We start from the raw sequence: 22,595 nt of genomic DNA, 5'->3' as shown, positions 1-22,595 counted from the left end.
CGGGTCGCGAGCAAAACCCGCGCAAGTGTCATGCCGCGGTCGAATTCTTCTTCCAGGTGTAAATGTCGCCGCCATTCAGCGTGTCCCAATCCTCCTGGCTGAGCCGGGAGGCGAGCAGCGCCGCATGCGTGCGGCTGTTGAGCTTCAATCGCTGCAGGATGGCGGAGACATGCAGCTTGACGGTGTGCGGCGAGAGGAGGAGGGCGCGGGCCACTTCCTTGTTGGATTTGCCCTCGCCGAGCAATTGCAGAACCTGCAATTGCCGCCGGCTGAGGCCCGCGCGCGCCAGCGCGCTCTCTTCCTTGCCGGCCGATGGTTCCGGCCGCAGCGGCGCTTCCGCCGGCGGCGCGGCGATGAGCGTATTGAGCTGCGAGGCGAGCGTTTCCGACACCGTGCGCTCAACCGCGCCGGTGATTGCGTCGAGCGCGGCCCGACCGACAAGCGCCTTGCGCTCGCGACTGCCGTTCGGCAGCGCGGCGGCGCGCGGCAACATGCCGGTAAGGTCGACATGCAGGAGGGCGACGCCGGCCGGCTTCTCCAGCGACAGCGGCAGGCCGATCAGCGAGAACCAGTGCTGCTCGGTCGGCGAGTGGCAGGGATAGATGTAGGTCAGCAGGCCGAGCCGGCCGGCGAGCAGGGATTTCAGCTCCTTCAGGAAGCGGCGCGAGAGCGCGTCGGCGGAGCTGCAATATTGCAGATAATTTGCGCCGATCGCGAAAGCGGGAAGGCGCAGGCCGTTGCGCTCGGCAAACTCCTTCCAGGCGTCGTTGACGGCCACGATCGTGCCCGATGCGTCGAGAATGACAGCGCTGGCCGGCAACGAATTCAATTTTTCGAAAGGCATCGCGGGGTCTGTCATGCGTCATTCCCGTTTGATGGATTTCGTTGCGCCATGTTGCTGCATTGCTGCATCGCGGCCGGGCGCGGCGCGGCGAGGTCTAGCCGCTTTGGGCTATTGTTCCTCCTTACTTGGATATGACATTGGAGATCGTCAGGTGTTGATACCGATCAAGGAAAGACGCATGGCCGTGATGCACAAACGCTGCGTAATGCTGCCCGACGATCTGGAAAAATTCATCAGCGAGCAGAACATCAAACTCTACCGCAAACTGCTCGCGGCCAGCGCCGACGAGGCGCAACGCCGGAGGATCCTGCGTCTGCTCGCCGATCAGATGGCCGATCTGCGAAATTCGTAAGGCTGCACGCGGCTTGAACGTTTCCGACAGATAGAGTTCCGGACCTGGCGGTCCCCCCCGTGCGCCAGGTTCGTTCGGCCGGCTTCCTCCCCCTTCCACATGGAAGCCGGCCGCCCCCCTTTCGCGGGGGCATTCTGCCGGCCGGCGCAGCGCCGCAAACGACATGCGCAGCCGATCAAGATTTGACCTGATGTTGCCATCCACGCGCGATGTCGAATGGCCGGCCAAGGTCTGCGCCGGCGCTTTTTTTTATGAGCAGCGCGCATGCCCGAACTGACCCGCAGCTTCTGCGAGGGCGGCAATCCGACGCATCTCGCGTTGAACGCAGAGTTGGTTGCCACGGCTTGGAACGAGATACCACCGCGCGGCGTTTTACAGCAGGGTACGTCCGGACACCTCCGGAAGGGCTCACCGGCAATCCCCCAACCCCCGACGCCGAGGCCCTTCCGTCATGGCCCTTCCCAGGCCCGGCATTCGCACGAATGCCGGGCATTTTTATGAGCGCGCGTGTTGCGCGGGTCGGCCAAGTGACGCGGTTGCATGTGGAAGCTTTGCAATTTCGCGAGATCGTACTGCGCCAGCATGATCAAACAAAGGATAGTCCAGTCCGGCGCACCGGGAACCAATGAGTAAGTAACGCATTGACAGTGAGTTGTTCAATCAATGTTTCCTACTCAGGAGGGCGTGATGCCGTTTCGCAGGGAATACGGCGGCCGCGGCGAGCGGCTGCAGATCATGCTCAGTCCCGACGAATTGTCCGCGGTGGACGATTTCCGTTTCCAGAAGCGGATGCCGAGCCGTGCCGCCGCGGTGCGCGAGCTGTTTCGCCTGGGGCTCGCCAATGCCGGGGTCTCGCTGCCGGCCGAAGGCCTCAAGTCATCGGAGATCGGAGTGCTTTCCGAGCAAAGCGACCGCAAACGCCACGGGACCCAGTAGCACCGATTGAGCAAGCAGGGACATTGTCGGTGTAGTTGACCTTTGCTCTTAGACTCCAAGGCGGTCGCTTTCCCGCAGGCAAGGGCGCAGGGTGCCTCCAACGCAATGGAGGCAATCATGCTGAATACACTGAGCGGGCCGGAATTGCGCCGCTATGCCATGCGCTGTCGCGCGCAAGCGGACAATCCCGCCTGCAGCGAGGAGGAGCGCAAGCGCCTGATGGAGATGCAGGTCGCGTTCCTCACGCTGGCAGAGACCGCGGACTGGCTGTCCGGCAAATCCGGATGCGGCGAGCCGCGCAACATGCAGGACGGCCTATCGCAAGACCGGGCGCGGGAGTTGCAAGCGACGGTCAGGCCGGCCGCTGCTGCGATGAAATAGAACGCGCGCCGGCAGGCGCGGCAAGAGACGGGAAACGAGCTCCGCCTGGCGGGGCTTTTTTTTTGGGCCAACGGCCAGATGGGCAAAGGATCATGGGCGATCTCACCCGCATCTTCGTCGAGCGCGGCGATCTCGCGCATCTGGCTTTGTTTCTGTGGGCGTCGAGCGCGAGCGTGCTGCTGATTTTCGCGCTGCGCGAACTGGTCGCCGCGATGCGGCGCTTTGACGATTTCGTGCGCGAGCTCGCGCGTTTCAATCGCCGGTTCGGCGGCAAGTAAGCAGCGCTGCGTCAGTGCGATCTTGCCTTGAAGCAATCGGTGATGAAGGCGGAATAGCGGTCGGGGCCGGAGCGGATATCGGCGAGGCAATCAACGGGCTTGTAGGGGACGCTGAAGGTGAATCGGCCCTGTTCGTTGGCCGTCGTGCTGAATTTCCCCTGCAGCGTCACCTCGCGGCCAGGCGCGGTCTCGCCGCGCACGATCAGCATGCCGTCGCTGAAGCGCGACTCGCGAATGCGGATCTCCGCCGTGGCGGCATGGGCGGTCGCGAGCAGCAGGGCAAACGACAACAGGATCCGCATGGGGCGTTCACTCCGGACGATGCAGGCGGGTTTCGCGCGCCGGCATGCGCCGTCGCCAGCATGACCGGTTTGCCGGCCGCATTCAAGGACGCGCGGCGATCTCGCGCCTCCCGTGCTGTCTGCGGACGTCGGCGTCCGCGTCATGTCCGATTGTCATGTTCGATTTTCGCGATGCGCGAGCGCCGCCGCCCTGCGCGGCAGCGGCGATGTCGCGCGCGGGTTTTTGCATTTCGATCACTTATCTGGAGACGAGCGATGGACTCATTGCATGGCGTCTTGCGTGCGATCCGGCAGCCGGCGCCGCGGCGCGATCATCTCAGCGTGTTTCGCGAATTCCTCAATCACCTGGACCGCATCGGCCGCGGCAAGACCGCGCGCGACGTGAAGGCGTTGCGCAATGGCAAGGGCAAAAGCCGGCGCGGGAAGTCTTAAAGTCGACAGGCCGCAATTCAATTCAGCCGTCGTCCCCGCGAACGCGGGGACCCATAGCCTCTGCGCTTGCGAACGCGCGTAGACGCCGTGGGTATGGGTCCCGGCTCGCGCGGCGCCAACGGGGCCGGCCTTCGGCCGGACCCGTTGCCGTCGCTTGGCCGGGACGACGCAGTGAGATTATCCATGCTCGCACCAAACGACCCCACCATCGACAGCGTCTTCCGTCCGCGCACCACGATCGCGGCGGACGGCAGCATCGAAGGCTATGCCTCGCTGTTCGGCGAGATCGACGCCTCGCGCGACATGGTGATGCCGGGCGCGTTTGCCGGCACGCTGAAGCGGCGCGGGTTGCGGCGCATCCCGATGCTGTTCCAGCACGATCCGGCCGAACCCGTCGGCATCTGGCTGGAGCTGCGCGAGGATCATCGCGGACTCTATGCGCGCGGGCGGCTCATTCCCGACGTGATGCGGGCGCGCGAACTTCTGGCGCTGCTCAAGGCCGGCACGGCGGACGGGCTTTCCATCGGCTTCAAGACGCTGAAGGCGCGCGTCGACCCGAAGACGCGCGTGCGCAAGCTCATCGAGCTCGATCTCTGGGAAATCTCGCTGGTCACCTTTCCGCTGCTGAGCGGCGCGCGCGTGCATGCGGTGAAGGAGAACGGGTTTTCCGCGCGGCCTTTTTCCGTCGCGCGGAGGCGGGCGGAGATGGAGTGGCGGACGTTTTTTCGCGCGCCTCATCCTGAAAGTCTGACCGAAAAAGGATGAGGGCTCCTCAGCCATTTCTGGAGTCGTCCCCGCGCAAGCGGGGACCCATAGCCACATAGCTAGCGAGGTGTTTATGGGTCCCCGCTTGCGCGGGGACGACGCGGAGAACAGCAAGTTTTCGGCCAGCCTCTCCTGATGAGAGCGCTTTTTCTTTTTCAACCCCAACGAGGAACCACATGGACATCGACACGAACGACCATCTCGAAACCAAGGCCGGGCTGCCGCCGGAGGCGGTCGTCACGCATGCGGAGATGATGCGCGCCTTCGAGGCGTTTCGCGAGGCCAATGACGCACGCCTTCAACAGATCGAGCGCAAGCGCGGCGACGTGCTGCTGGAGGAGAAGGTGGCGCGCATCGACGCCGCCATCGACGCGCAGCAGCGCCGGCTTGACGACCTCGCGCTGAAGGCGGCGCGGCCGACGCTCGACCAGAACAGGCCGCGCGCGGACGATGCGCGCGAGCACAAGGCGGCGTTCGAGAGCTATATCCGCACCGGAGAAAGCGCGGGCCTGCGCCAGCTTGAAGTGAAGGCGATGTCGGTCTCGTCCAATCCGGACGGCGGCTATCTGGCGCCGCCCGAACTCGAAACCGAAATCGGCAAGCGGCTGCGCGACATCTCTCCGATCCGCGCCATTTCCGGCGTGCGCGAAATCTCCGCCAGCGTCTATCGCAAGCCGATGATGACGAGCGGACCTGCGACCGGCTGGGTGGGGGAGACGGCGGCGCGCCCGCAGACCGCCTCGCCCGTGCTCGATGAGCTCGCGTTTCCGGCGATGGAGCTCTATGCCATGCCGGCGGCGACGGCGAGCCTCCTGGAAGATGCCGCGGTCAATCTCGACGAGTGGCTGGCGAGCGAGATCGACCAGGTGTTCGCCGAGCAGGAAGGCGCGGCCTTCGTTGCCGGCGACGGCGTCAACAAGCCGAAGGGCTTTCTCTCCTACACCAATGTCGCCAACAGCGCCTGGGCGTGGGGACAGATCGGCTATATCGCGACCGGAGCGGCCGGCGCGTTTCCGGCGAGCAATCCGTCCGACGTACTGATCGACCTGATCTATGCGGTGAAGGCGGGCTATCGCCAGAACGGCCTGTTCGTGATGAACCGCAAGACGCAGAGCGCGGTGCGCAAGTTCAAGGCGGCGGACGGACATTATCTCTGGCAGCCGCCGGCGCAGGCGGGCGGCCGCGCCACGCTGATGAGCTTCCCGCTGGCGGAGGCCGAGGACATGCCGGAGATCGCGGCGGATTCTTATTCCGTCGCCTTTGGCGACTTCAACCGCGGCTATCTGATCGTGGACCGGCAGGGCGTGCGGGTGCTGCGCGATCCTTATTCCGTCAAGCCCTACGTGTTGTTCTACACCACGAAACGGGTCGGCGGCGGGGTGCAGGATTACGACGCGATCAAGCTGCTGAAGTTTTCCGCGAATTGATGCGGACAACGCGAGCGGCGCTCATCCCTTCCTGCGCCGCTCCAGCGTGGCCTCGATCCAGGCGAGGACGACGAGCAAGGCCAGCGCAATGAGAATCGCCGGCAGCACGGTTCGCCACATGGCGAGGCCGCAGGCGATGCCGAGCGCCGCCGTGACCCAGACGGTTGCGGCGGTGGTCAGTCCCTCGACGCTCTGCCGGCTGGAGTCGCGCAGGATGACACCGGCGCCGATGAAGCTGATGCCGGTCATCAGACCCTGAATGACACCCTGAACGACGCGGCTCAGGGCGTCGGGATTTTCCGCCATGCCGGGCACCTGAATGGTGGCGATGACGACGATGGCCGCACCCAGTCCGACAAGGCCGAGCGTGCGCGAGCCGATCGGCTTGTTCTGCAGGTCGCGATTGATGCCGAGCACGACTCCCGCGGCCGCCGCGCCGCCCAGCCGCAGAAGGATGTCGGTCCATTCGAGTATCATTGATCCTCACATGCGCTCCGGTGTCGGGGCGGAAAACCGCCCTCGCGCAACCTTCGTGCCGGCAAGTGGTTCCATCATTCGGACCGGAGAGGCCGCGAACGCACATCGCTGTCATTCGACGCGTCGACAACAGCGCGCACAGTGTTCGGCGCCGTGACGATCGCCGCCGCCGGCGGCCGGCATCGCCACGGGCATGTGGAACCTTTGACACATGCAACCGTTCAGTCTGCATGCGGCGAACATTGCCGGCTGTCTGAACGGACATGCGAGGAGGCTCCAATGCATGGTCTGATTTACCTGATCGGACTGATTGTCGTGATCATGGCTATTCTGTCTTTCTTCGGCCTGCGTTGACGGAGGCAAACATGGCGCCCGCAAGCCCGGCGACAAACCCGCCGACTGTCCAGGCTGGTCCATCCTTTTCCTATGTCCAGTGGGGGCCGATCATTGCCGGCGCTGTTGCGGCTGCCGGTTTCGCCTTTGTGCTGCACAGCTTCGCGGCTACCATCGGACTCGCCGTTGCGTCGACGGCGCCGACATGGCGCGACGCCTCGAGCGCCTTATGGCTCACATCGGGCCTTTATCTCTTGCTTGTCGCCCTGGCGAGCTTTGGTCTGGGCGGTTACATCGCGGGCCGCATGCGTGCAAGGCTGAGCAACGCCACGCCGGATGAAGTCGAATTTCGCGACGGAACGCATGGATTGCTGGTCTGGGCGCTCGCCGTCCTGCTGACCGGACTGCTCGCGCTTGGCGCCGCGCAGTCGGCGACGCAACTCGCGGCTCCTTCGGGCGGAACGGCGGGCCCGAACGCGTCGGTCGGCGGCGAAAACCTTATCGCCTTCGATCTCGACAAGCTGTTCCGGACGGAGCGCCGGCCGGCCAATGTGGACATGAGCTACACCCGGGCGGAGGCGGCGCGCATCCTGCTTACCGCGTCCGGGCATACCGGCATCACTGCGGAGGATCGCAGCTATCTCGCGCGCCTGACTGCAAGCACGACCGGGATCGCACCACCAGACGCGGAGAAGCGGGTGGACGCCGCGATCGCCTCGGTGCGAGACAACATCGCCCGCGCGCGCCGCAATGCGGTGATCCTTGCCTTCATGGCGGGAGCGGCGGCGTTGCTGGGCGCGGCAGCGGCATGGTTCGCCGCCTGCGCAGGCGGCCGCCACCGCGATGAAGAGCTGTCGCCGTCTCTGCTGTTGCGCCGTCGCTGGGCAGCGTGAGTCACATATCTGTGGAAGCAAGTTCACGCCGAAAACCGGACGGGCGCGTCGGCGGCGGGATGTGAGGCTGCTTGCTGCGTGTCATCGTCGTCCGCGAAAGCGGACGATCCAGTAAACACAACGGTTTCAGTAATACCGGATGCCCCGCTTTTGCGGGGCATGACAGCGGCGGGCGCCGATTGACCGCCTCGCTCAGAAATCCGCGCAATCGCGGAAGCGGCCGTAGCCGAGATCCTCGTAGCAGTTCGCGTAGAAATTCGGCCGCCAGGGCCGGCCATAGGGATCGAAGGAGGGGTCGTTCCTGAATCCGTAGGGCCGGTAGCCATAGGCGCCGCGCGCCGGCCCGTAGATGTAGACCTGAGAGCGTTTCGACTTTTTCTTCTTGGCCGCCGAAATGTCGGAGCTGGAGAGGCCGTTATCTGATGCCGACGCCGGTTGCGGGATCGCGAAAGCGAGCAGCGCGGCGGCTGCGAGGCAGGCGGCGGAGAGCTTGAAAGGTGTTTTCATGACAATCCTCATGATCCGGGCCTAAAGGTCTGTCCGGCAACCGGACAGGCGGGTGTTCGTTCCATAGACACCAACACCGCAACCGGCGTGGCAATCTGCCTCCCGGGATTCGCAATAATGTGACCGGCAAGTGATCGCCACAATCGCCATATCCGGGGCGAGAAATGGAGCAGTTTAATGCGCGCTTTTTTGCTGGCCGCCCTGGTTGCCGTGGTTCTCGCCGTGGTCGCGGCCTACAGCCTGAATGCGTTCCAGGAGAGCATCGCCACCGCCGCCTCAAGTCCGAGTTCGGTGCGGCTCGACCAGCAGCAACAGGTCAATTTCTACGGCCGCACGGAGTGATGCGGCTCGGGAGTTTGACGTACCTCCCCCTGAAAGGGGAGGTCGGCGGCCAAGGGCCGAATCGCTTTGCGCGTGTTGTCATCGCCCGCGCCCGATCTCGGGTTTACCCGAGATCGGCTTTTAAGGTTCACAAGTCGGCTACAGCCGACTTGTGATGGGGCGATCCAGTAAACACAATCGTCCTCAGTTTACTGGATGCCCCGCTTTCGCGGGGCATGACAATCCTGAATTCACGGCAGCGGCGAGCCGAGTTTCTTCGCGGTCTCCGCGATCCAGGGATAATAAAGCTGCAGCGGTGTGACGCCGGTGAGGCCGCCGCAGCCGTCCGTATTCCTGGGGCCGGTCGACCAGCTCACCACGCCGATCACGACATAGCGTCCGCCGTTCTCCTGAAACACCGGCGCGCCGGAATCGCCGGTGCAGGCGCCGAGCCCTGAACGTTCGTTCCTGGTTGCCGGGTCCATCAGGCGGATCTGCAGATTGCCCGGCTTGCCGGTGGCGGCAAGCGTCGCCTGGCGCAAGGTGCCGCCGCTCTTGCCGTCGCCGCGGATGGCGACGCCGAGGCCCGATACAATGAAGCGGTCGCCCGGCTGCACGTTCAGCCGCGCGCCGGAGAGCGGCACCGGCGTGACATTGGCGGGCGCGGGCAACTTGATCAGCGCCACGTCGGCGGTGACGCGCGCCTTGTTGTAATTGTCGAGATTGAATTGCGGATGGCGCTCGATGCGCGCGGTGTCGCGCAGCGAAGGCTGGCGCTGCGCGTCATAGGCGACGAGCTTGTAATCGGCGCCGGGCAGCACGCAATGCGCGGCGGTGAGCACGAGATCGCGCGCGATATAGGCGCCGGTGCAGAAATTGCCGCGCGAGCCGACGATGGTGACCGCCGCGTGCGCGCCGTTCACCGGCGCCGCGCCGCCGACCATGGCGGCGGCGGGAACATTCAACGAGACGAGCAGGATGGGGGCGAGCAGGCGGCGGGTCATGCCGCGTGTTGAGCCCGGTTCTGCCGGTGAAGTCAATGCTGGTTGTCCCTCTCCCCGAGAGGTGCGCACGTCTGTGGGTTCAACACATGCCCTCCATCATTCTCACGCATCCGGCCGGCGAGCCTGTCTCGCTGGCGGAGGCGAAAGCCTTTCTGCGCGTCGAGCACAATGACGATGACGAGGTGATCGCAGCCTTGATCGCGGGCGCGCGCCTGCACGTCGAGGCGCAGACGCGCCGCGCGCTGATCACGCAGGTCTGGCGATTGACGCGCGACGTCTGGCCCGCAAGCGGCGCGCTGCCGATCTTGCCGGCGCCGCTGCGGCAAGTGATCGCCGTGCGCGTGTTCACCGCCAATGGCGCAGAGCTCGTCGATGACGACAGTCTCGCGATCGACAAGGTGGCGGCGCCGGCTGTGCTGAGTTTTGTGCCCGGCGCCATGCCGATGCCGGGGCGGCCATTCGGCGGCATCGAAATCGACATCGAAGCCGGCTATGGCGGGGACGCCGACGATGTGCCGCAGCCGCTGCGGCAGGCGATCCGGCTCTTGACCGCGCACTGGTACGAGAACCGCGCGCTGATCGCGGCGAGCGGGGAGGTGGCGAGCGTGCCGCGCGCGGTCGCCGGCATGATCGCGCCGTATCGCGTGGTGTCGCTATGAGCGATCCCGGCGCACTCAATCGAAGGCTGGCGCTGGAAGCGCCGGTTGAAACTCCCGACGGAGCGGGAGGCGTGACGCGGACTTATGAGAGTGTCGCGATCTTGTGGGCGGCGGTGACGCCGGTCTCCGCGCGCGAAGAGATCGCGGCGGCGCAGCGCGGCGTCGCGATCACGCACCGCATCACGCTTCGCTATTCCGCCGACATCACGCCGCGCCATCGCTTGCGCGACGGTGCGCGCCTCTTCCGCATCGTCACGCTGCGCGACCGCAACGGCCGCAAGCGCTTTCTGGAGATCCAGGCGGAAGAACGCGGCGCGTGACGTGTGTCTTTCCCTCCCCAATCAAAACCGGCTGATGCCGGGTTTGTTTTTTTTTGCGGGCGAGGTGGGGGTCTCCGGGATTCACCGTACGACCTCCACCCGGCTCGCGCTTCGCGCCCGCCACCCTCCCCACAAGGGGGAGGGTCACCGAGTTTGCCTCAAGGTTGTCACCACATGACTCCATCCTCCGCGGCGTTGCGCGCCGCCATTCATTCCACCCTGTCCGCGCATGCGCCGCTCATCGCCGTTCTGGGCGGGCCCAAAATCTACGACGAGCCGCCGGCGACGGCGGCTTTTCCATATGTGACGCTGGGCGAGGCGCGCGTTGCCGACTATTCCGCGGGCGAGGAGGAGGGCGAAGAACACCAGCTCACCTTGCACGCCTGGTCGCGGCATGGCGGGCACCGCGAGGCGCATGTCATCGCCGGCACCTTGCTGCAGGCGCTCGACGACGCGCCGCTCGCGCCGGAAGGACATCACCTCGTCAACCTGCGCTTCGCGCTCGCCGATATCCGCCGCGAAGCGGACGGGCGTACGTATCACGCGGTGGTGCGCTTCCGTGCGGTGACGGAGCCACTCCAGCCGTCGTGGTGACTGGATCGCCCGCTTGCACGGGCGATGAAAAAAGAATCCGAAGGAGACAACATGACCGCCCAGAAAGGCAAGGACCTGCTGATCAAGATTCACGACGGCACGAGCTTCGTCACCGTCGCCGGACTGCGCTCGCGCCGGCTCGCCTTCAATGCCGAGAGCGTCGACATCACGCATGCGGAATCCGCCGGGCGCTGGCGCGAATTGCTGGACGGCGCCGGCATCAGGCGCGCCTCGATCGCCGGCCGCGGGTTGTTCAAGGATGCAGCGACCGACGCGTTGATGCGGCAGACCTTCTTCGACGGCGCGGTGAAGGATTTTCAGATCGTGATTCCCGATTTCGGAAATGTCGAAGGGCCGTTCCAGATCGCGTCGCTGGAATTCGCCGGCGAGCATGACGGCGAAGTGACGTATGAACTCGCGCTGGAATCGGCGGGGGCGCTGACGTTCACGTCAATCTAAATGCGTCGGAGTATTTTCATGCCCAACCTTCATCGCGGTGAAATCGAGGCCGAGATCGGCGGCGCGACACGCCGCCTGGTGCTGACTCTCGGCGCGCTGGCCGAACTGGAGGCCGCGTTCGGCGCCAGCGATCTCACGGCGCTGGCGGAGCGCTTCGGCGCCGGGCGCATGAGCGCGCAGGATCTCGTCCGCATCATCGCCGCCGGCCTTCGCGGCGCGGGCGAGACGGTGTCGGACGAGGAGGTCGCGCGCATGCGCGTGCCCGGCGGGGCGGCGGATTATGTGCGGATCGCGGTGGCGCTGATCGAAGCAACCTTCGGCGGAGCGCAAGCGGCATGACGCCAAGACCATTTCCCTGGGATGAGGCGATCGGCTTTGGCCTCGGCGTGCTGCGGCTTTCGCCGGACGCCTTTTGGAAGATGACGCCGCGCGAACTCGCGCTCGCGATTCAGGCGGTGACCGGACGCGGTGCGCCTCTGGCGCGGGAGCAGTTTGACCAGATGATGACGAGATTTCCCGATGTCCGATGACTATAGCTACGCGCTGCATCCCTTTCTCGATCCGTCGCGGAAGGGTGAAATCAGCGAGGCTGAACGGCAGATGCGCGAGTTGAATCGGCTTGCCGCCATGTTCGGCCGCACGATCACCGGCGCATTTGCGCAGGGCAGCGCGAGCGGCAAGAATTTCGATGATACACTGAAGCGCTTGTATATGCGCCTGTCCGACGTTGCGATGCAGGCGGCGCTCAAGCCGTTGGAGAAGCAGGCCTCATCGATCCTGACCAGGGTCTTCTCGGGTATTTTCACCTGGCCGCCGAAGACCAGAGGGCGCAGCGGAGGCGGCAGCGCCGAGATTCCGGCTGGTGTCATCCCGATCCAGCCCTTCGCCCGCGGCGGCGTCATCGGCGCGCCGACCTATTTTCCGCTGTCGTCGGGCGGACTCGGGCTTGCGGGTGAGGCCGGACCGGAAGCGATCCTGCCGCTGACGCGCACCGCGGGCGGCCGGCTTGGCGTCGCGGCGGCGGGCGGCGGCGCGCCTGCCAATATCGTGGTGAATATCGCAACGCCCGACGTGGACGGCTTCCGCCGCTCTGACGTCTATATCACCGGCCAGATCGCCCGCGCGGTGGCGCGCGGGCAGCGCGGACTGTAGCGCTAATTCCGATCAGATCGACCAGTTTCCGTTCGTCGCCGCGAAAGGGGAAACCCAGAGCCAAGCAATGCTAGAGTCCCGCTTGCGCGGGAATGAACGGAGTAGGTGGCATGCGATCCCGATCAGAACGGAACAATCGCTAGTTCACCCGGTCGCGCAGGCCGCTGACGCCTTCTTTCTCGGCGCAATGATCGCAGCAGAAGAAGGTGCCGTCCTTTTCCAGGCCGTGGCCGACAATGCGCACGTCGCAATGCTTGCAGGTCGGCGCCAGCGCCTGAATGGCGCATTCAAAACTGTCATAGGTATGGGACTTGCCGTTCATCATGACCTGAAAGGTCTTGTCGTAATCATTGCCGCAGGTTTCGCAGGTGGCCATGGCATTTCTCCCGTGCAAAGGCAGCCCCGCTAGTGCCGAAGTTGGTGTGACATCGCAGCGATCTCCTGCGCGAACTTCGGAAGCCAAAGGGCACTAGCAAGATCAAAGCGCAGCCGGCCGCTTCGGTTCCCGGATCAGACCCATGACATCGGCTTTCCACGACATCCTGTTTCCGCTCGACATTGCACTGAAAAGCGCCGGCGGTCCGGAGCGGCGCACCGACATCGTCGCGCTCGGCTCCGGCCGCGAGGAACGCAACGCGCGCTGGGCGCATTCGCGCCGCCGCTATGACGCCGGCTATGGCGTGAAGACCTTTGCCGAATTGTCGCAGGTGGTGGAGTTTTTCGAGGAGCGGCGCGGGCGGCTGCACGGCTTCCGCTGGCGCGACCGCCTGGACCATTCCTCCGCCGCGCCGGGCGCCATGCCGACGCCGTTCGACCAGGTGATCGGCACGGGCGACGGCGTGACCGCGCAATTCGCTCTGGGCAAGACCTATGGCGGACTGCATGCGCCCTACCGGCGGCCGGTGCAGAAGCCGGTGCCGGACAGCGTGCGCGTCGCGGTGGACGGCGACGAAGCGGAGGAGGGCGCGGCTTTCACCCTCGATGCCGCGACCGGCATGATTACGTTTCTCGAAGGCCATCTGCCGCAGATGGGCGAGGCGGTGACGGCAGGATTCCTGTTCGACGTGCCGGTGCGGTTCGACACCGATTATCTGGAAGTGGATCTGTCGGCCTTTGCGGCGGGGGCGATCCCGAAGATTCCGGTGGTGGAGATCAAGGTGTGACTCTCTCTTGCCTCCTCCCTTGTGGGGGAGGTCGTCGCGGTTGCGATGAAGGCACGACCCCCACCCCGACCGCCTCGCTTCGCTCGGCGGTCGACCTTCCCCACAAGGGGGAGGGTAAAGGAAGACAACATGCGCACGATCCCACCCGCTCTCCAAACCAAGCTCAATTCCGGCGTCACGACGCTCTGCCGCTGCTTCGTGCTCACGCGGCGCGACGGCGTGGTGCAGGGCTTCACCGATCACGATGAGGACATCGTGCTGAACGGCGTCACGTGCCGCGCCGGCACCGGCCTCACGGCGTCGGAGGCGACGGCGCGACTCGGCTTCGCGGTCGACGGCGCGGAAATATCCGGCGCGCTCGCCGATGACGGTCTGACCGAGGCTGACCTCGCGGCCGGCCGTTACGACGCGGCGAAAGTGGAGACTTTTCTTGTCGACTGGAGCGAGCCGGCGCTGCATATGCGGCTCGGCACAGCGACGCTCGGCGAAGTGCGGCGCGAGGGCGCGGCCTTCGTCGCCGAGATGCGCAGCCTGGCCGACGCGCTGGTGCAGGAGAGCGGGCGACTGTTCACCGCAAGCTGTGCGGCCGATCTCGGCGATGCGCGCTGCCGCATCGATCTGTCAGAACCGCTTTATCGCGGCGAGGGACAGGTGACTGCGCTGCGCGGGACGTCGGCGTTTGCGGCGTCGGGGGTCGACGCGTTCGATGACGGCTGGTTCGACGCCGGCAGGCTGACATTCACCAGCGGCGGCAATGCCGGCCTCGCCATGGAAGTGAAGCGGCACCGCTTCGAGGAAGACGATGTCGTGATCGAGCTCTGGCAGGCCATGCCGGAGCCGGTCTCCGCCGGCGATTCCTTCGTGGTTCCAGCCGGTTGCGACAAGAGATTCGACACCTGCCGCAACCGCTTCAACAACGTCGTCAACTTCCGCGGCTTTCCGCATATCCCCGGCAATGATTTCGTCATGCGGTACGCCATCGAAGGCGAGCCCGGGCATGACGGAGGACGTTTGCAGACTTGATGTCCCGAAGGTCTCGTCATCGTCCGCAACGGGTCCGCCAGGTGCGGCCGGAGTACAGGCTCGCATTCCGTTCAGTGATGACTGGCTGCCCCATCACACGTCGGCTGTCGCCGACTTGTGCACACACCATTCTGAGCTTGGGTAAACCCGAGCGCGCGCGGGATGACGATCGAGATTGTGCAATGACTCTCATCCGCTCCCGCATCATCGCCGAAGCTCGTTCCTGGATCGGCACGCCGTACCGGCACCAGGCGTCGCTGAAAGGCGTCGGCTGCGATTGCCTCGGACTCATCCGCGGCGTCTGGCGTGCGCTTTACGGCGAGGAGCCGGAACGCGCGCCGCCCTATGCGCGCGACTGGGCGGAGGTGGCGACGAACGAGCCGCTGGCGGAAGCGGGATTGCGGCATCTCATCGCCGTCAATGCGAACGATTTTGCGCCGGGCGACGTGCTGTTGTTCCGCTGGCGCGCAGGGATGGTGGCGAAGCATGCCGCGATCGTGTCCGCGCCCGACACAATGATTCATGCGCATGACGGCGCCGCCGTCGCCGAGGTGACGCTGGCGCCATGGTGGCGGCGGCGCATTGCGTATGCGTTCGCGTTTCCGGGAGTGAGCGACTTTCTTCTTTACCCTCGCCCTTGTGGGGAGGGTCGTGAGTGACTCTCCCCACAAGGGGGAGGGTAGACAACGAGTTTCCGCATGGCCGCTCTTCTTCTTTCCGTTGCCGGACAAGCGCTCGGCAATACGTTCGGGCCGGCCGGCGCGATGGTGGGACGGATTGCGGGTGCGATTGCCGGCAGTTATCTCGACCGCGCGCTGTTCGGCCCCGACACCATTCATCGCTCGCAGGAAGGACCGCGCCTTGCCGATCTCGACGTCATGGCCTCAAGCGAGGGCGCGCCGATCCCGCGCATCTATGGCCGCGTGCGGTTGTCCGGCCAGGTGATCTGGGCGACGAAGCTCGAGGAAGTCGTCTCCACCCGCAGCGAGACGACCGGCGGCGGCGGTGGCGGCAAGGGCGGCGGAGGCGGCGGCGGAAGTCCCGCCGTCACCACGACGACCACGACTTACAGCTATTTCGGAAATTTTGCGGTCGGCCTCTGCGAAGGTCCGATCGGACACGTCCTGCGCATCTGGGCCGACGGCAAACCGCTCGATCTTTCCGGCGTGACCTGTCGTATCCACAAGGGCGACGAGACGCAGGCCCCCGATCCGCTGATCGTCGCCAAGGAAGGCGCGAACAACACGCCGGCCTATCGCGGGCTCGCTTACGTCGTGTTCGAGCGCCTGCCGCTCGCCAATTTCGGCAACCGCATTCCGCAATTGTCGTTCGAAGTGCTGCGGCCTGTGGGCCGGCTCGAACAGCAGGTCCGCGCGGTGACGCTGATCCCCGGCGCGACCGAATTCGGCTACGAGCCGGCGACCGTGGTGCAGGTGACAGGGCCGGGGCAATCCGCGCCGGAGAACCGGCATGTTGCGCATGCGCCGTCCGACGTCATCGCCTCGCTCGACGAATTGCAGGCGGTGTGTCCGCATCTCGAACGCGTGGCGATTGTTGTCGCCTGGTTCGGCGACGACCTGCGCGCGGGGCGGTGCAAGCTGCGGCCCGGCATCGACAACGTACAGAAATCGACGCATGGCGCGAACTGGAACGTCGCCGGCCTGACGCGCGGCAGCGCCACTCTCGTGTCGCAGATCGACGGCCGGCCGGCCTTTGGCGGCACGCCGTCGGACGCGAGTGTCATTCATCTCATCCATGAGCTGAAGGCGCGCGGGCTGAAGGTGACGCTCTATCCGTTCGTGATGATGGACATTCCGGAAGGCAATGCGCGGCCCGATCCCTGGAGCGGTGCGCCCTCGCAGCCGGCCTATCCCTGGCGCGGCGACATCACCTGCGATCCGGCGCCCGGCATGCCCGGTTCGCCCGACGGCACGGCGGCGGCGGGCGAACAGATCGCGGCGTTCTTCGCCGGCGGCGGACCGTCGGACTGGAATTACCGGCGCATGATCCTGCATTACGCGGCTCTCGCCGCGTCGGCAGGCGGAGTCGATGCTTTCGTGATCGGCTCGGAGTTGAAGAGCCTGACACGCGTGCGCTCGGCGTCAGGCGTCTATCCGGCAGTGACTGAGCTTGTGTCGCTTGCTGCCGATGTGAAAGCCATTCTCGGCAGCGGCTGCGTCGTCATATATGCTGCCGACTGGACCGAATATGGCGCGCATGTCGTCGACGCTGGCGCCAACGAAGTGCGTTTTCCGCTCGATCCGCTCTGGGCCTCGCCGGCGATCGGCGCCATCGGCATCGACTATTATCCGCCGCTGGCGGACTGGCGCGACACGCATGATCATCTCGACCGCGCGCTGGCGGCGTCGATCCATGACCGCGACTATCTGAAGCGCAATCTGGCGGGCGGCGAGGCTTACGACTTCTTCTATGCAGACGCCGCGGCGCGCAGCGCGCAGACGCGCACGCCGATCACGGACGGGCTCGGCAAGCCATGGATCTTCCGGCAGAAAGATTTGTGGAGTTTCTGGTCGAACCAACATTACGAGCGCGTGGGCGGCACGGAGCTGGCGTCGCCGACGGACTGGATCCCGCAGAGCAAGCCGTTCTGGCTGACCGAAACCGGCTGTCCGGCGGTGGACAAGGGCGGCAACCAGCCCAGCATCTTTCCCGATCTCAAATCGGCGAATGGCGGCTTTCCGCATTTCTCCAACGGACGGCGCGACGATGTCATGCAGCGGCGCTATCTGGAAACCGTGCTGAGCGCTTTCGCGGAGGACAGCGATCTCAATCCGGCGTCGTCTCTTTATACAGGGCGCATGGTCGATCCGTCCGGCATTCATCTGTGGACCTGGGATGCGCGGCCCTATCCGGTGTTTCCCGCCGCCACCGATGTGTGGAGCGACGGACCGAACTGGGCGACCGGACATTGGCTGACCGGGCGGCTTGGCGCTTCGCAGCTTGAAGGGCTTGTTTCAAATATTCTGAGCGATGCGGAAGCCGACGCAGGCGACGCCTCGGCGCTGGGCGAGGGGCCGGACGGCTATGTCATCGATCGACCGATGGCGGCGCGCGCGGCGATCGAGCCGCTGGCGCTCACTTATGCGTTCGACGCCGTCGAAGGCGAAAGCGCGCTGACATTCCGGCCGCGCGGCGGGCCGCCTGTGATCGAGCTCAACGAGAACGATCTGGTGCTGCCGCGCGAGGGCGCGCCGGTGCGGCTGCAGCGGGCGCAGGAAACAGACCTGCCGCGCGAAGTCACGCTCGGCTACATCGATGCAGGCGCCGATTATCGCCGTGCGGCGGCCTCCTCGCGGCGCCTGGTCGGCGCCGCGTCGCGTGTCGTCCAGCACAATGTCGCGATGGTGACGAACGATGCCGCCGCGGCGCGGCGCGCCGACATCTGGCTGCAGGATGTCTGGGCGGGGCGCGAGAGCGCGGAATTCGCGCTGCCGCCAAGCCTGTTGCGCCTGATGCCGGGCGACGTCATCGCGCTGACGGTGAGCGGACGGCGGCGGCTGTTTGAAATCCGTGAGATCGTCGACACCGACAGCCGCGCGGTGACGGCGCGGGCGATCGATCCTGAAGTGTTCGATCTGCCGCTGCCCGTGCCGCGCCACCGCTCGCCCGATCTGCCGCCGGCGGTCGGGCCGGTGCAGGCGCATCTGCTCGATCTGCCGACGCTCGACGCGAGCGAACCGCCAGTGTTGACGCGCATCGCGGTGTTCGCCGATCCCTGGCCGGGTCCGGTGGCAATCTGGTCGTCGGGCGACGGCCTGAGCTATACGCGCGCGGCTTTGGCTCTGGCGCCGTCGATCATCGGCGTGACGCTTGACGATCTGCCGGCAGGTCCGGCGGGCCGCTTCGACCATGCTTCTGCGGTGCGCGTGCAACTGCATGGCGGCGCGCTGGTCTCGGTCTCGGATGCGGCACTGCTGAACGGCGCCAATGTCGCGGCGTTGCAGCGGCCGGACGGCGCCTGGGAGGTCGTGCAATTTGCGCGTGCGGAGCTGGTTGGCGAGCGCACTTATATATTGTCACGCCTGCTGCGCGGACAGGCCGGCAGCGAAAGCGCGATCGGCTATCCGTTGCCGGCGAGCGCGCCGTTTGTGCTGCTCGACCAGCATGTCATTCCGCTGGCGCGCGGGCTCGAGACGCTCGGGCGGAGCATGCATCTACGCATTGTCGCGGCGGGGCGCGATCACGGCGATGTCGCGGCCGTCGCGATGACGCTGACGCCGCAGGCAACGGCGCTGCGGCCGCTGTCGCCGGTGCATCTGGCGGCACGCCGCACCGACGACGGCGTGCTGCTGCGCTGGATCCGGCGCACGCGCATCGACGGCGATTCCTGGGAGACACAGGACGTGCCGCTCGGCGAGGCGGGGGAGGCGTATGAGATCGACATTCTCGACGGCGGAAATGTCGTGCGCAAGCTGACGGCGTCATCGCCGTCGGTGCTTTATGTGAATGTGGATGAGTTCGCCGATTTCGGATCGCCGCAGGCCAGCATCACCTTCCGTGTGGCGCAGATGTCGGCGAGCGTAGGAAGGGGATTCCCTTCTGAAATGAGCGCAAGCATCTAGTTCGTCATCCTGAGGTGCTCGCCGCGCAGCGGCCCTCGCTCCGCTCGGGTACCTCAGGGTGACGGCGCAAGTTCATAATGATCTGTCAGGAATATTCATGACCAGCACACCCCATCTGTCGCTGCCCTATCTCGAATCCGGCCAGGCGCAGAAGCATGTCACCCACAACGAAGCGCTGCGCATGCTCGACGCGCTGGTGATGCTCAGCGTGGAGGACCGTGATCTCACCGCGCCGCCGCCGGCACCGGTCGAGGCCGCGCGCTACATTGTGAAAGCGCCGGGCAGCGGCGGCTTCGCCGGCAAGGACGACCAGATCGCGCAATATTCAGATGGCGGCTGGCTGTTCCACGCGCCGCAGACGGGGTGGATCTGCTTTGTCGCCGATGAATCTCTGTTGCTTGCCTATAATGGAAGTGAATGGACGGAAGCGATCGTCGAGGCCAGCGAGTTGCAGAACCTCACACGTCTGGGTATCGGCACCAGCGCCGACGTCAACAATCCTTTCGCCGCCAAGCTGAACAATGCGCTGTGGACCGCCCGCACGGCCGGCGAGGGCGGCGACGGCGACCTGCGCTACAAGCTGAACAAGGAGAGCGCCGGCCACACGCTCTCGCTGCTGATGCAGAGTGGCTGGTCCGGCCGCGCCGAAATCGGCCTGACCGGAGACGACGATTTGCACGTCAAGGTATCGCCGGATGGCGGCACCTGGTTCGACGCGATGCTGTTCGACCGGACAAGCGGCGCGGCAAAGTTCAACGCGGGCCTGTTCCTGACCGGCAACATCACGCCCGCGCAGATTGCCGCCGACCAGAACGACTACAATCCCGCGGGACTCGCCGGCGCCAGCGTGCTGCGCCTGTCATCGGACGCTGCGCGCAACATCACCGGATTGTCCGGTGGCGGCGAGGGACGGGTGCTGGCACTGATGAATGTCGGAACGCAACCGATTGTGATGAAGGACGAGCATGCCGGATCGGCGGCCGGCAATCGCTTTCGCTTCGGCGCCGACATCACGCTGGCCGCGAAGCGGTCGGTCATTCTCTGGTACGACGCCGCTGTCAGCCGCTGGGCCTGGCTCGCCGGCAGCGGCTGATCGCGCCTGCGTTGCCGTGAAACGCGATTTTTTATCACCAAACCTTTTGCAGGATCTCATGCCACAAGTTCAGGCCTTCGCCATCCGCGGGCTCGCGGGCGGCGCGCCTTTCTATTTTTCCGGCGGCATGGACGCCATCGCTGCAAAGCTCAGACGCAGCGGCGTGCCGTGCGATGTCTTCGACCAGGGATCGTTCTTGCGGCCCTATGGCGAGGTGCCGCGCATCTTTGCGGCCGCGTCGCGCGCGGCGGAAGAGGGCGCGCGTCCCGTCCTGATCGGCCATTCGATGGGGGCGGACGCCGCGTTGAAGGTCGCCACCCTGCTTGCTGCGCGCAGCATCAACGTGCCGCTGATCGTGTGTTTCGACCCGACGTCGTTCAGGCTTCTGTTCGGACCGCCGCCGGTGCCGAAAATGTCGGCCGCGCGCTCTGCTTTTATCAGAAGATCACACCGCTCGGCCGCGGCGTCCTGCGCGCGGGGCCGGGCTTCACAGGCGAGCTCGTCCAGGAACAGCATTCGCGCATTCACAGCCGGCTCGATGACGATGCTCTGTTGCAGGCGAGGGTGGTGCAGGAAGTGAAGCGGCTGAGCGATCCGGCCTTCGCCTCGCGGGGGTGAGGCGGCGCACCGCAAGACGCGCATCTGCGAAATGCACATCGAGAACTCAAGTGGCCGGCTGCACGCCGGCCCTTTTGTTTTGGCCGCCGCGCTGTGCGCGGCTTTTTTCATGAGGAAAGCGGCATGGCAGTTTCAACTTACGATGAGGCGCTGCGGCGCCTGCTGGGGCATGAAGGCGGCTATGCCAATCACCCCAGCGATCCCGGCGGGCCGACCAATTTCGGCATCACCATTCACGACTATCGCAAATACGTGAAGCCGGACGCGACCGCCGAGGACGTGCGGGCGATGCCGCTCGCCGATGCCAAGGCGATCTATCGCGACAAATACTGGGACGCCCTGCGCTGCGACGACTTGCCAGCCGGGCTTGACTATGCCGTGTTTGACTATGGCGTGAACAGCGGCATCTCGCGCGCGGCGAAAGTGCTGCAGCGGCTGCTCGGCCTGCCCGATGATGGCCGCGTCAGCGATGCGGTCATCGCCGCCGCGACGACGCACGATACCGACGATCTGATCGCGCGGATTTGCGATGAGCGGCTGGCCTTTCTGAAATCCTTGCGCACCTGGCCGGTCTTCGGCGTCGGCTGGAGCCGCCGCGTCGCCGACGTGCGGCGCGCGGCGCTGGCGATGGCCAACGGCGCGCAGGACATTGACGCGCAGGACATCGGCGCGGTCTCTGCGGCGCGGGGCCGGGGCGAGGTGCCAATTGCGAAGACGGCGCGGAGAACAGCGACAGCCGCGATTGTTGTTGCCGGCGGCGCGGCGGCGCAGGCGTCGCATCAGGCGGGCGCGGGCTGGCCGGTGACGATCGCCTGTGTTGCGGTGATCGCGATCATGACTGTCGCCGGCTGGATGTTCTGGCGCTGGTGGCAGCGCCGGCAGCAGGATGCGCCGCTCGACGCGCGGGGCCTGCTGTCGCGACTGCGCGAGACACTGAAGGGATGGAAGACGCTCGTCTTTGGTGCGGTCATCGCCGGAGCGGGCGTTGTCGCCGATATCCTCGATGCGCTGCAGGCCGTCGATCTTGCGCCGCTCCTGCCGCCGGCTTATGCGGTGAAGATCATCGCCATCATCGGCGTCCTCACCATCATTCTGCGTTTAGCCACCACCGGCCGCGTCGGCCAGAAGGACGGCTGAGATGACGGGCGGCATTCTTCTGAAATTGTTGGGCCTCTTCGGCAGCGGCGTCATTGAGAGCATCGTGACGCGCGTCGCCGAACATTTCCGACAGAAGGCGAGCGAGGATCTGGCGCGCTTTCAAACGGGCGCTGCAGCCGACACCCAGATCGCGCTGGCGCAGATCAATGCCGAACTCGAGGCGCGGCGGAAACAGGCCGAGATTCTGCAGGCCGATCGCGGCTGGCGCGTGACCGCCTGGATCCGGCCTTTGCTGGTCTACCCCTGCGTCATTCATTTTGGCGCCATTGTGCTCGATTCAACGTTTCCGCTCGGCTGGGGAATTTCAAAACTGCCGGCGCCCTACGACACTTACGAGCAGGCCATCATCCTGTCCTTCTTCATCGCGCGGCCATTCGAGAAGGTGGCGCGGGTGTTCACGGCGGGGCGGGGATGAGGATGTTCCAATGCAAGATGGTCGGATTACGGGCATGCTATGCTCAAGCCGCGTTACGATTATCGAATTGTCTTGCCGGACGCCCCGTTCCGCCTCTGAATTATTG

The 22,595-nt window shown here is 65.6% G+C and carries 30 protein-coding genes; 23 read left to right on the top strand and 7 right to left on the bottom strand.

All coding sequences use genetic code 11. The features are described 5' to 3' along the window. Nucleotides 1–28: 28 nt before the first annotated feature. Nucleotides 29–859 (bottom strand): LuxR C-terminal-related transcriptional regulator, encoded by an 831-nt coding sequence (locus RO009_20200; protein ID MDT3687358.1) that lies wholly within the window; start codon nucleotides 857–859, stop codon nucleotides 29–31. Between the two features lie 163 nt (nucleotides 860–1,022). Here RO009_20200 and RO009_20195 point away from each other — a divergent pair, with 163 nt between their 5' ends. The 4 genes from RO009_20195 to RO009_20180 all read left to right on the top strand — a co-directional run bounded on the left by RO009_20195 (nucleotide 1,023) and on the right by RO009_20180 (nucleotide 2,791). Next, nucleotides 1,023–1,196, top strand: a complete 174-nt coding sequence (locus RO009_20195; protein MDT3687357.1) for a hypothetical protein — start codon at nucleotides 1,023–1,025, stop codon at nucleotides 1,194–1,196. Between the two features lie 687 nt (nucleotides 1,197–1,883). Beyond that, the gene (locus RO009_20190; GenBank protein MDT3687356.1) at nucleotides 1,884–2,132 is read left to right on the top strand and encodes a hypothetical protein; all 249 of its coding nucleotides are present in this window, start codon (nucleotides 1,884–1,886) and stop codon (nucleotides 2,130–2,132) included. 117 nt (nucleotides 2,133–2,249) lie between these two features. Further along, a complete protein-coding gene (locus RO009_20185; GenBank protein ID MDT3687355.1) occupies nucleotides 2,250–2,513 on the top strand; it encodes a hypothetical protein in 264 nt (87 codons plus the stop codon). A 92-nt stretch (nucleotides 2,514–2,605) separates the two neighbouring features. Beyond that, a complete protein-coding gene (locus tag RO009_20180; protein MDT3687354.1) occupies nucleotides 2,606–2,791 on the top strand; it encodes a hypothetical protein in 186 nt (61 codons plus the stop codon). Between the two features lie 11 nt (nucleotides 2,792–2,802). On the opposite strand, the gene RO009_20175 is transcribed toward RO009_20180, so the two are convergent. Then, complete coding sequence (locus RO009_20175; protein MDT3687353.1) at nucleotides 2,803–3,093, bottom strand: hypothetical protein; 291 nt, start codon at nucleotides 3,091–3,093, stop codon at nucleotides 2,803–2,805. 255 nt (nucleotides 3,094–3,348) lie between these two features. Between RO009_20175 and RO009_20170 the strand changes: the two genes are divergently transcribed. The 3 genes from RO009_20170 to RO009_20160 all read left to right on the top strand — a co-directional run bounded on the left by RO009_20170 (nucleotide 3,349) and on the right by RO009_20160 (nucleotide 5,717). Beyond that, nucleotides 3,349–3,525 carry a hypothetical protein gene (locus RO009_20170; protein MDT3687352.1) on the top strand — a complete coding sequence of 59 codons (177 nt, stop codon included), beginning with the start codon at nucleotides 3,349–3,351 and terminating at the stop codon, nucleotides 3,523–3,525. Between the two features lie 183 nt (nucleotides 3,526–3,708). Further along, nucleotides 3,709–4,290, top strand: coding sequence for an HK97 family phage prohead protease (locus RO009_20165; GenBank protein ID MDT3687351.1), 582 nt, complete (start codon nucleotides 3,709–3,711; stop codon nucleotides 4,288–4,290). 176 nt (nucleotides 4,291–4,466) lie between these two features. Continuing rightward, nucleotides 4,467–5,717: a phage major capsid protein gene (locus tag RO009_20160; GenBank protein MDT3687350.1), complete on the top strand. Its 1,251-nt coding sequence runs from the start codon at nucleotides 4,467–4,469 to the stop codon at nucleotides 5,715–5,717. A gap of 21 nt (nucleotides 5,718–5,738) precedes the next feature. On the opposite strand, the gene RO009_20155 is transcribed toward RO009_20160, so the two are convergent. Then, nucleotides 5,739–6,194, bottom strand: a complete 456-nt coding sequence (locus RO009_20155; GenBank protein MDT3687349.1) for an MgtC/SapB family protein — start codon at nucleotides 6,192–6,194, stop codon at nucleotides 5,739–5,741. 365 nt (nucleotides 6,195–6,559) lie between these two features. Between RO009_20155 and RO009_20150 the strand changes: the two genes are divergently transcribed. Further along, a complete protein-coding gene (locus RO009_20150; GenBank protein ID MDT3687348.1) occupies nucleotides 6,560–7,420 on the top strand; it encodes a hypothetical protein in 861 nt (286 codons plus the stop codon). 192 nt (nucleotides 7,421–7,612) lie between these two features. Here the strand turns inward: RO009_20150 and RO009_20145 are convergent, their stop codons facing one another. After that, a complete protein-coding gene (locus RO009_20145) occupies nucleotides 7,613–7,927 on the bottom strand; it encodes a hypothetical protein (protein MDT3687347.1) in 315 nt (104 codons plus the stop codon). 177 nt (nucleotides 7,928–8,104) lie between these two features. On the opposite strand from RO009_20145, the gene RO009_20140 reads away from it, so the two are divergent. Further along, a complete protein-coding gene (locus RO009_20140) occupies nucleotides 8,105–8,269 on the top strand; it encodes a hypothetical protein (GenBank protein ID MDT3687346.1) in 165 nt (54 codons plus the stop codon). A gap of 230 nt (nucleotides 8,270–8,499) precedes the next feature. On the opposite strand, the gene RO009_20135 is transcribed toward RO009_20140, so the two are convergent. Next, nucleotides 8,500–9,252, bottom strand: a complete 753-nt coding sequence (locus RO009_20135; protein MDT3687345.1) for a trypsin-like serine protease — start codon at nucleotides 9,250–9,252, stop codon at nucleotides 8,500–8,502. Between the two features lie 86 nt (nucleotides 9,253–9,338). Here RO009_20135 and RO009_20130 point away from each other — a divergent pair, with 86 nt between their 5' ends. The 7 genes from RO009_20130 to RO009_20100 all read left to right on the top strand — a co-directional run bounded on the left by RO009_20130 (nucleotide 9,339) and on the right by RO009_20100 (nucleotide 12,436). After that, a complete protein-coding gene (locus RO009_20130; GenBank protein ID MDT3687344.1) occupies nucleotides 9,339–9,911 on the top strand; it encodes a head-tail connector protein in 573 nt (190 codons plus the stop codon). After that, a complete protein-coding gene (locus tag RO009_20125) occupies nucleotides 9,908–10,231 on the top strand; it encodes a phage head closure protein (protein MDT3687343.1) in 324 nt (107 codons plus the stop codon). Before RO009_20130 ends, RO009_20125 begins: the two co-directional genes overlap by 4 nt. A gap of 174 nt (nucleotides 10,232–10,405) precedes the next feature. Beyond that, nucleotides 10,406–10,825, top strand: coding sequence for a DUF3168 domain-containing protein (locus tag RO009_20120; protein MDT3687342.1), 420 nt, complete (start codon nucleotides 10,406–10,408; stop codon nucleotides 10,823–10,825). A gap of 51 nt (nucleotides 10,826–10,876) precedes the next feature. Next, the gene (locus RO009_20115; protein ID MDT3687341.1) at nucleotides 10,877–11,284 is read left to right on the top strand and encodes a phage major tail protein, TP901-1 family; all 408 of its coding nucleotides are present in this window, start codon (nucleotides 10,877–10,879) and stop codon (nucleotides 11,282–11,284) included. A gap of 18 nt (nucleotides 11,285–11,302) precedes the next feature. After that, on the top strand, nucleotides 11,303–11,623 hold the full coding sequence (locus RO009_20110; protein ID MDT3687340.1) for a gene transfer agent family protein: 321 nt from the start codon (nucleotides 11,303–11,305) through the stop codon (nucleotides 11,621–11,623). Then, on the top strand, nucleotides 11,620–11,814 hold the full coding sequence (locus RO009_20105; protein MDT3687339.1) for a phage tail assembly chaperone: 195 nt from the start codon (nucleotides 11,620–11,622) through the stop codon (nucleotides 11,812–11,814). The genes RO009_20110 and RO009_20105 overlap by 4 nt, the downstream gene beginning before the upstream one ends. Then, the gene (locus RO009_20100) at nucleotides 11,804–12,436 is read left to right on the top strand and encodes a phage tail tape measure protein (protein MDT3687338.1); all 633 of its coding nucleotides are present in this window, start codon (nucleotides 11,804–11,806) and stop codon (nucleotides 12,434–12,436) included. Before RO009_20105 ends, RO009_20100 begins: the two co-directional genes overlap by 11 nt. 139 nt (nucleotides 12,437–12,575) lie before the next feature. On the opposite strand, the gene RO009_20095 is transcribed toward RO009_20100, so the two are convergent. Further along, the gene (locus RO009_20095) at nucleotides 12,576–12,812 is read right to left on the bottom strand and encodes a hypothetical protein (protein ID MDT3687337.1); all 237 of its coding nucleotides are present in this window, start codon (nucleotides 12,810–12,812) and stop codon (nucleotides 12,576–12,578) included. A gap of 142 nt (nucleotides 12,813–12,954) precedes the next feature. Here RO009_20095 and RO009_20090 point away from each other — a divergent pair, with 142 nt between their 5' ends. The 5 genes from RO009_20090 (at nucleotide 12,955) to RO009_20070 (ending at nucleotide 20,298) form a co-directional block, all read left to right on the top strand. Then, a complete protein-coding gene (locus RO009_20090) occupies nucleotides 12,955–13,599 on the top strand; it encodes a DUF2460 domain-containing protein (GenBank protein ID MDT3687336.1) in 645 nt (214 codons plus the stop codon). 129 nt (nucleotides 13,600–13,728) lie between these two features. Next, nucleotides 13,729–14,622: a DUF2163 domain-containing protein gene (locus RO009_20085; protein MDT3687335.1), complete on the top strand. Its 894-nt coding sequence runs from the start codon at nucleotides 13,729–13,731 to the stop codon at nucleotides 14,620–14,622. A 182-nt stretch (nucleotides 14,623–14,804) separates the two neighbouring features. Further along, the gene (locus RO009_20080; protein ID MDT3687334.1) at nucleotides 14,805–15,281 is read left to right on the top strand and encodes an NlpC/P60 family protein; all 477 of its coding nucleotides are present in this window, start codon (nucleotides 14,805–14,807) and stop codon (nucleotides 15,279–15,281) included. 39 nt (nucleotides 15,282–15,320) lie between these two features. Next, complete coding sequence (locus RO009_20075) at nucleotides 15,321–19,205, top strand: glycoside hydrolase/phage tail family protein (protein ID MDT3687333.1); 3,885 nt, start codon at nucleotides 15,321–15,323, stop codon at nucleotides 19,203–19,205. A gap of 97 nt (nucleotides 19,206–19,302) precedes the next feature. After that, a complete protein-coding gene (locus RO009_20070) occupies nucleotides 19,303–20,298 on the top strand; it encodes a DUF2793 domain-containing protein (protein ID MDT3687332.1) in 996 nt (331 codons plus the stop codon). Nucleotides 20,299–20,502: 204 nt separating this feature from the next. On the opposite strand, the gene RO009_20065 is transcribed toward RO009_20070, so the two are convergent. Next, on the bottom strand, nucleotides 20,503–21,027 hold the full coding sequence (locus RO009_20065) for a hypothetical protein (GenBank protein MDT3687331.1): 525 nt from the start codon (nucleotides 21,025–21,027) through the stop codon (nucleotides 20,503–20,505). A 12-nt stretch (nucleotides 21,028–21,039) separates the two neighbouring features. On the opposite strand from RO009_20065, the gene RO009_20060 reads away from it, so the two are divergent. Both RO009_20060 and RO009_20055 read left to right on the top strand, forming a co-directional pair. Beyond that, on the top strand, nucleotides 21,040–22,053 hold the full coding sequence (locus tag RO009_20060) for a glycosyl hydrolase 108 family protein (GenBank protein ID MDT3687330.1): 1,014 nt from the start codon (nucleotides 21,040–21,042) through the stop codon (nucleotides 22,051–22,053). Nucleotide 22,054: 1 nt separating this feature from the next. Beyond that, nucleotides 22,055–22,489 carry a hypothetical protein gene (locus RO009_20055; protein ID MDT3687329.1) on the top strand — a complete coding sequence of 145 codons (435 nt, stop codon included), beginning with the start codon at nucleotides 22,055–22,057 and terminating at the stop codon, nucleotides 22,487–22,489. Nucleotides 22,490–22,595: the final 106 nt, after the last annotated feature.

This window comes from Pseudorhodoplanes sp., from assembly GCA_032027085.1.
Taxonomy (GTDB): domain Bacteria; phylum Pseudomonadota; class Alphaproteobacteria; order Rhizobiales; family Xanthobacteraceae; genus Pseudorhodoplanes.
Note: the sequence above shows the minus strand (reverse complement) of the source record. Positions and strands in the feature narration are given on the sequence as shown.

Coding starts and splice junctions, on each gene's coding strand:
- RO009_20110 (MDT3687340.1), top strand. CDS start 11,303: ATGCCCAACCTTCATCGCGGTGAAATCGAGGCCGAGATCGGCGGCGCG.
- RO009_20145 (MDT3687347.1), bottom strand. CDS start 7,927: ATGAAAACACCTTTCAAGCTCTCCGCCGCCTGCCTCGCAGCCGCCGCG.
- RO009_20155 (MDT3687349.1), bottom strand. CDS start 6,194: ATGATACTCGAATGGACCGACATCCTTCTGCGGCTGGGCGGCGCGGCG.
- RO009_20100 (MDT3687338.1), top strand. CDS start 11,804: ATGTCCGATGACTATAGCTACGCGCTGCATCCCTTTCTCGATCCGTCG.
- RO009_20200 (MDT3687358.1), bottom strand. CDS start 859: ATGACAGACCCCGCGATGCCTTTCGAAAAATTGAATTCGTTGCCGGCC.
- RO009_20075 (MDT3687333.1), top strand. CDS start 15,321: ATGGCCGCTCTTCTTCTTTCCGTTGCCGGACAAGCGCTCGGCAATACG.
- RO009_20085 (MDT3687335.1), top strand. CDS start 13,729: ATGCGCACGATCCCACCCGCTCTCCAAACCAAGCTCAATTCCGGCGTC.
- RO009_20115 (MDT3687341.1), top strand. CDS start 10,877: ATGACCGCCCAGAAAGGCAAGGACCTGCTGATCAAGATTCACGACGGC.
- RO009_20190 (MDT3687356.1), top strand. CDS start 1,884: ATGCCGTTTCGCAGGGAATACGGCGGCCGCGGCGAGCGGCTGCAGATC.
- RO009_20055 (MDT3687329.1), top strand. CDS start 22,055: ATGACGGGCGGCATTCTTCTGAAATTGTTGGGCCTCTTCGGCAGCGGC.
- RO009_20105 (MDT3687339.1), top strand. CDS start 11,620: ATGACGCCAAGACCATTTCCCTGGGATGAGGCGATCGGCTTTGGCCTC.
- RO009_20175 (MDT3687353.1), bottom strand. CDS start 3,093: ATGCGGATCCTGTTGTCGTTTGCCCTGCTGCTCGCGACCGCCCATGCC.
- RO009_20070 (MDT3687332.1), top strand. CDS start 19,303: ATGACCAGCACACCCCATCTGTCGCTGCCCTATCTCGAATCCGGCCAG.
- RO009_20090 (MDT3687336.1), top strand. CDS start 12,955: ATGACATCGGCTTTCCACGACATCCTGTTTCCGCTCGACATTGCACTG.
- RO009_20130 (MDT3687344.1), top strand. CDS start 9,339: ATGCCCTCCATCATTCTCACGCATCCGGCCGGCGAGCCTGTCTCGCTG.
- RO009_20150 (MDT3687348.1), top strand. CDS start 6,560: ATGGCGCCCGCAAGCCCGGCGACAAACCCGCCGACTGTCCAGGCTGGT.
- RO009_20080 (MDT3687334.1), top strand. CDS start 14,805: ATGACTCTCATCCGCTCCCGCATCATCGCCGAAGCTCGTTCCTGGATC.
- RO009_20060 (MDT3687330.1), top strand. CDS start 21,040: ATGGCAGTTTCAACTTACGATGAGGCGCTGCGGCGCCTGCTGGGGCAT.
- RO009_20180 (MDT3687354.1), top strand. CDS start 2,606: ATGGGCGATCTCACCCGCATCTTCGTCGAGCGCGGCGATCTCGCGCAT.
- RO009_20065 (MDT3687331.1), bottom strand. CDS start 21,027: ATGAAAAAAGCCGCGCACAGCGCGGCGGCCAAAACAAAAGGGCCGGCG.
- RO009_20135 (MDT3687345.1), bottom strand. CDS start 9,252: ATGACCCGCCGCCTGCTCGCCCCCATCCTGCTCGTCTCGTTGAATGTT.
- RO009_20095 (MDT3687337.1), bottom strand. CDS start 12,812: ATGGCCACCTGCGAAACCTGCGGCAATGATTACGACAAGACCTTTCAG.
- RO009_20125 (MDT3687343.1), top strand. CDS start 9,908: ATGAGCGATCCCGGCGCACTCAATCGAAGGCTGGCGCTGGAAGCGCCG.
- RO009_20160 (MDT3687350.1), top strand. CDS start 4,467: ATGGACATCGACACGAACGACCATCTCGAAACCAAGGCCGGGCTGCCG.
- RO009_20170 (MDT3687352.1), top strand. CDS start 3,349: ATGGACTCATTGCATGGCGTCTTGCGTGCGATCCGGCAGCCGGCGCCG.
- RO009_20185 (MDT3687355.1), top strand. CDS start 2,250: ATGCTGAATACACTGAGCGGGCCGGAATTGCGCCGCTATGCCATGCGC.
- RO009_20140 (MDT3687346.1), top strand. CDS start 8,105: ATGCGCGCTTTTTTGCTGGCCGCCCTGGTTGCCGTGGTTCTCGCCGTG.
- RO009_20195 (MDT3687357.1), top strand. CDS start 1,023: ATGGCCGTGATGCACAAACGCTGCGTAATGCTGCCCGACGATCTGGAA.
- RO009_20120 (MDT3687342.1), top strand. CDS start 10,406: ATGACTCCATCCTCCGCGGCGTTGCGCGCCGCCATTCATTCCACCCTG.
- RO009_20165 (MDT3687351.1), top strand. CDS start 3,709: ATGCTCGCACCAAACGACCCCACCATCGACAGCGTCTTCCGTCCGCGC.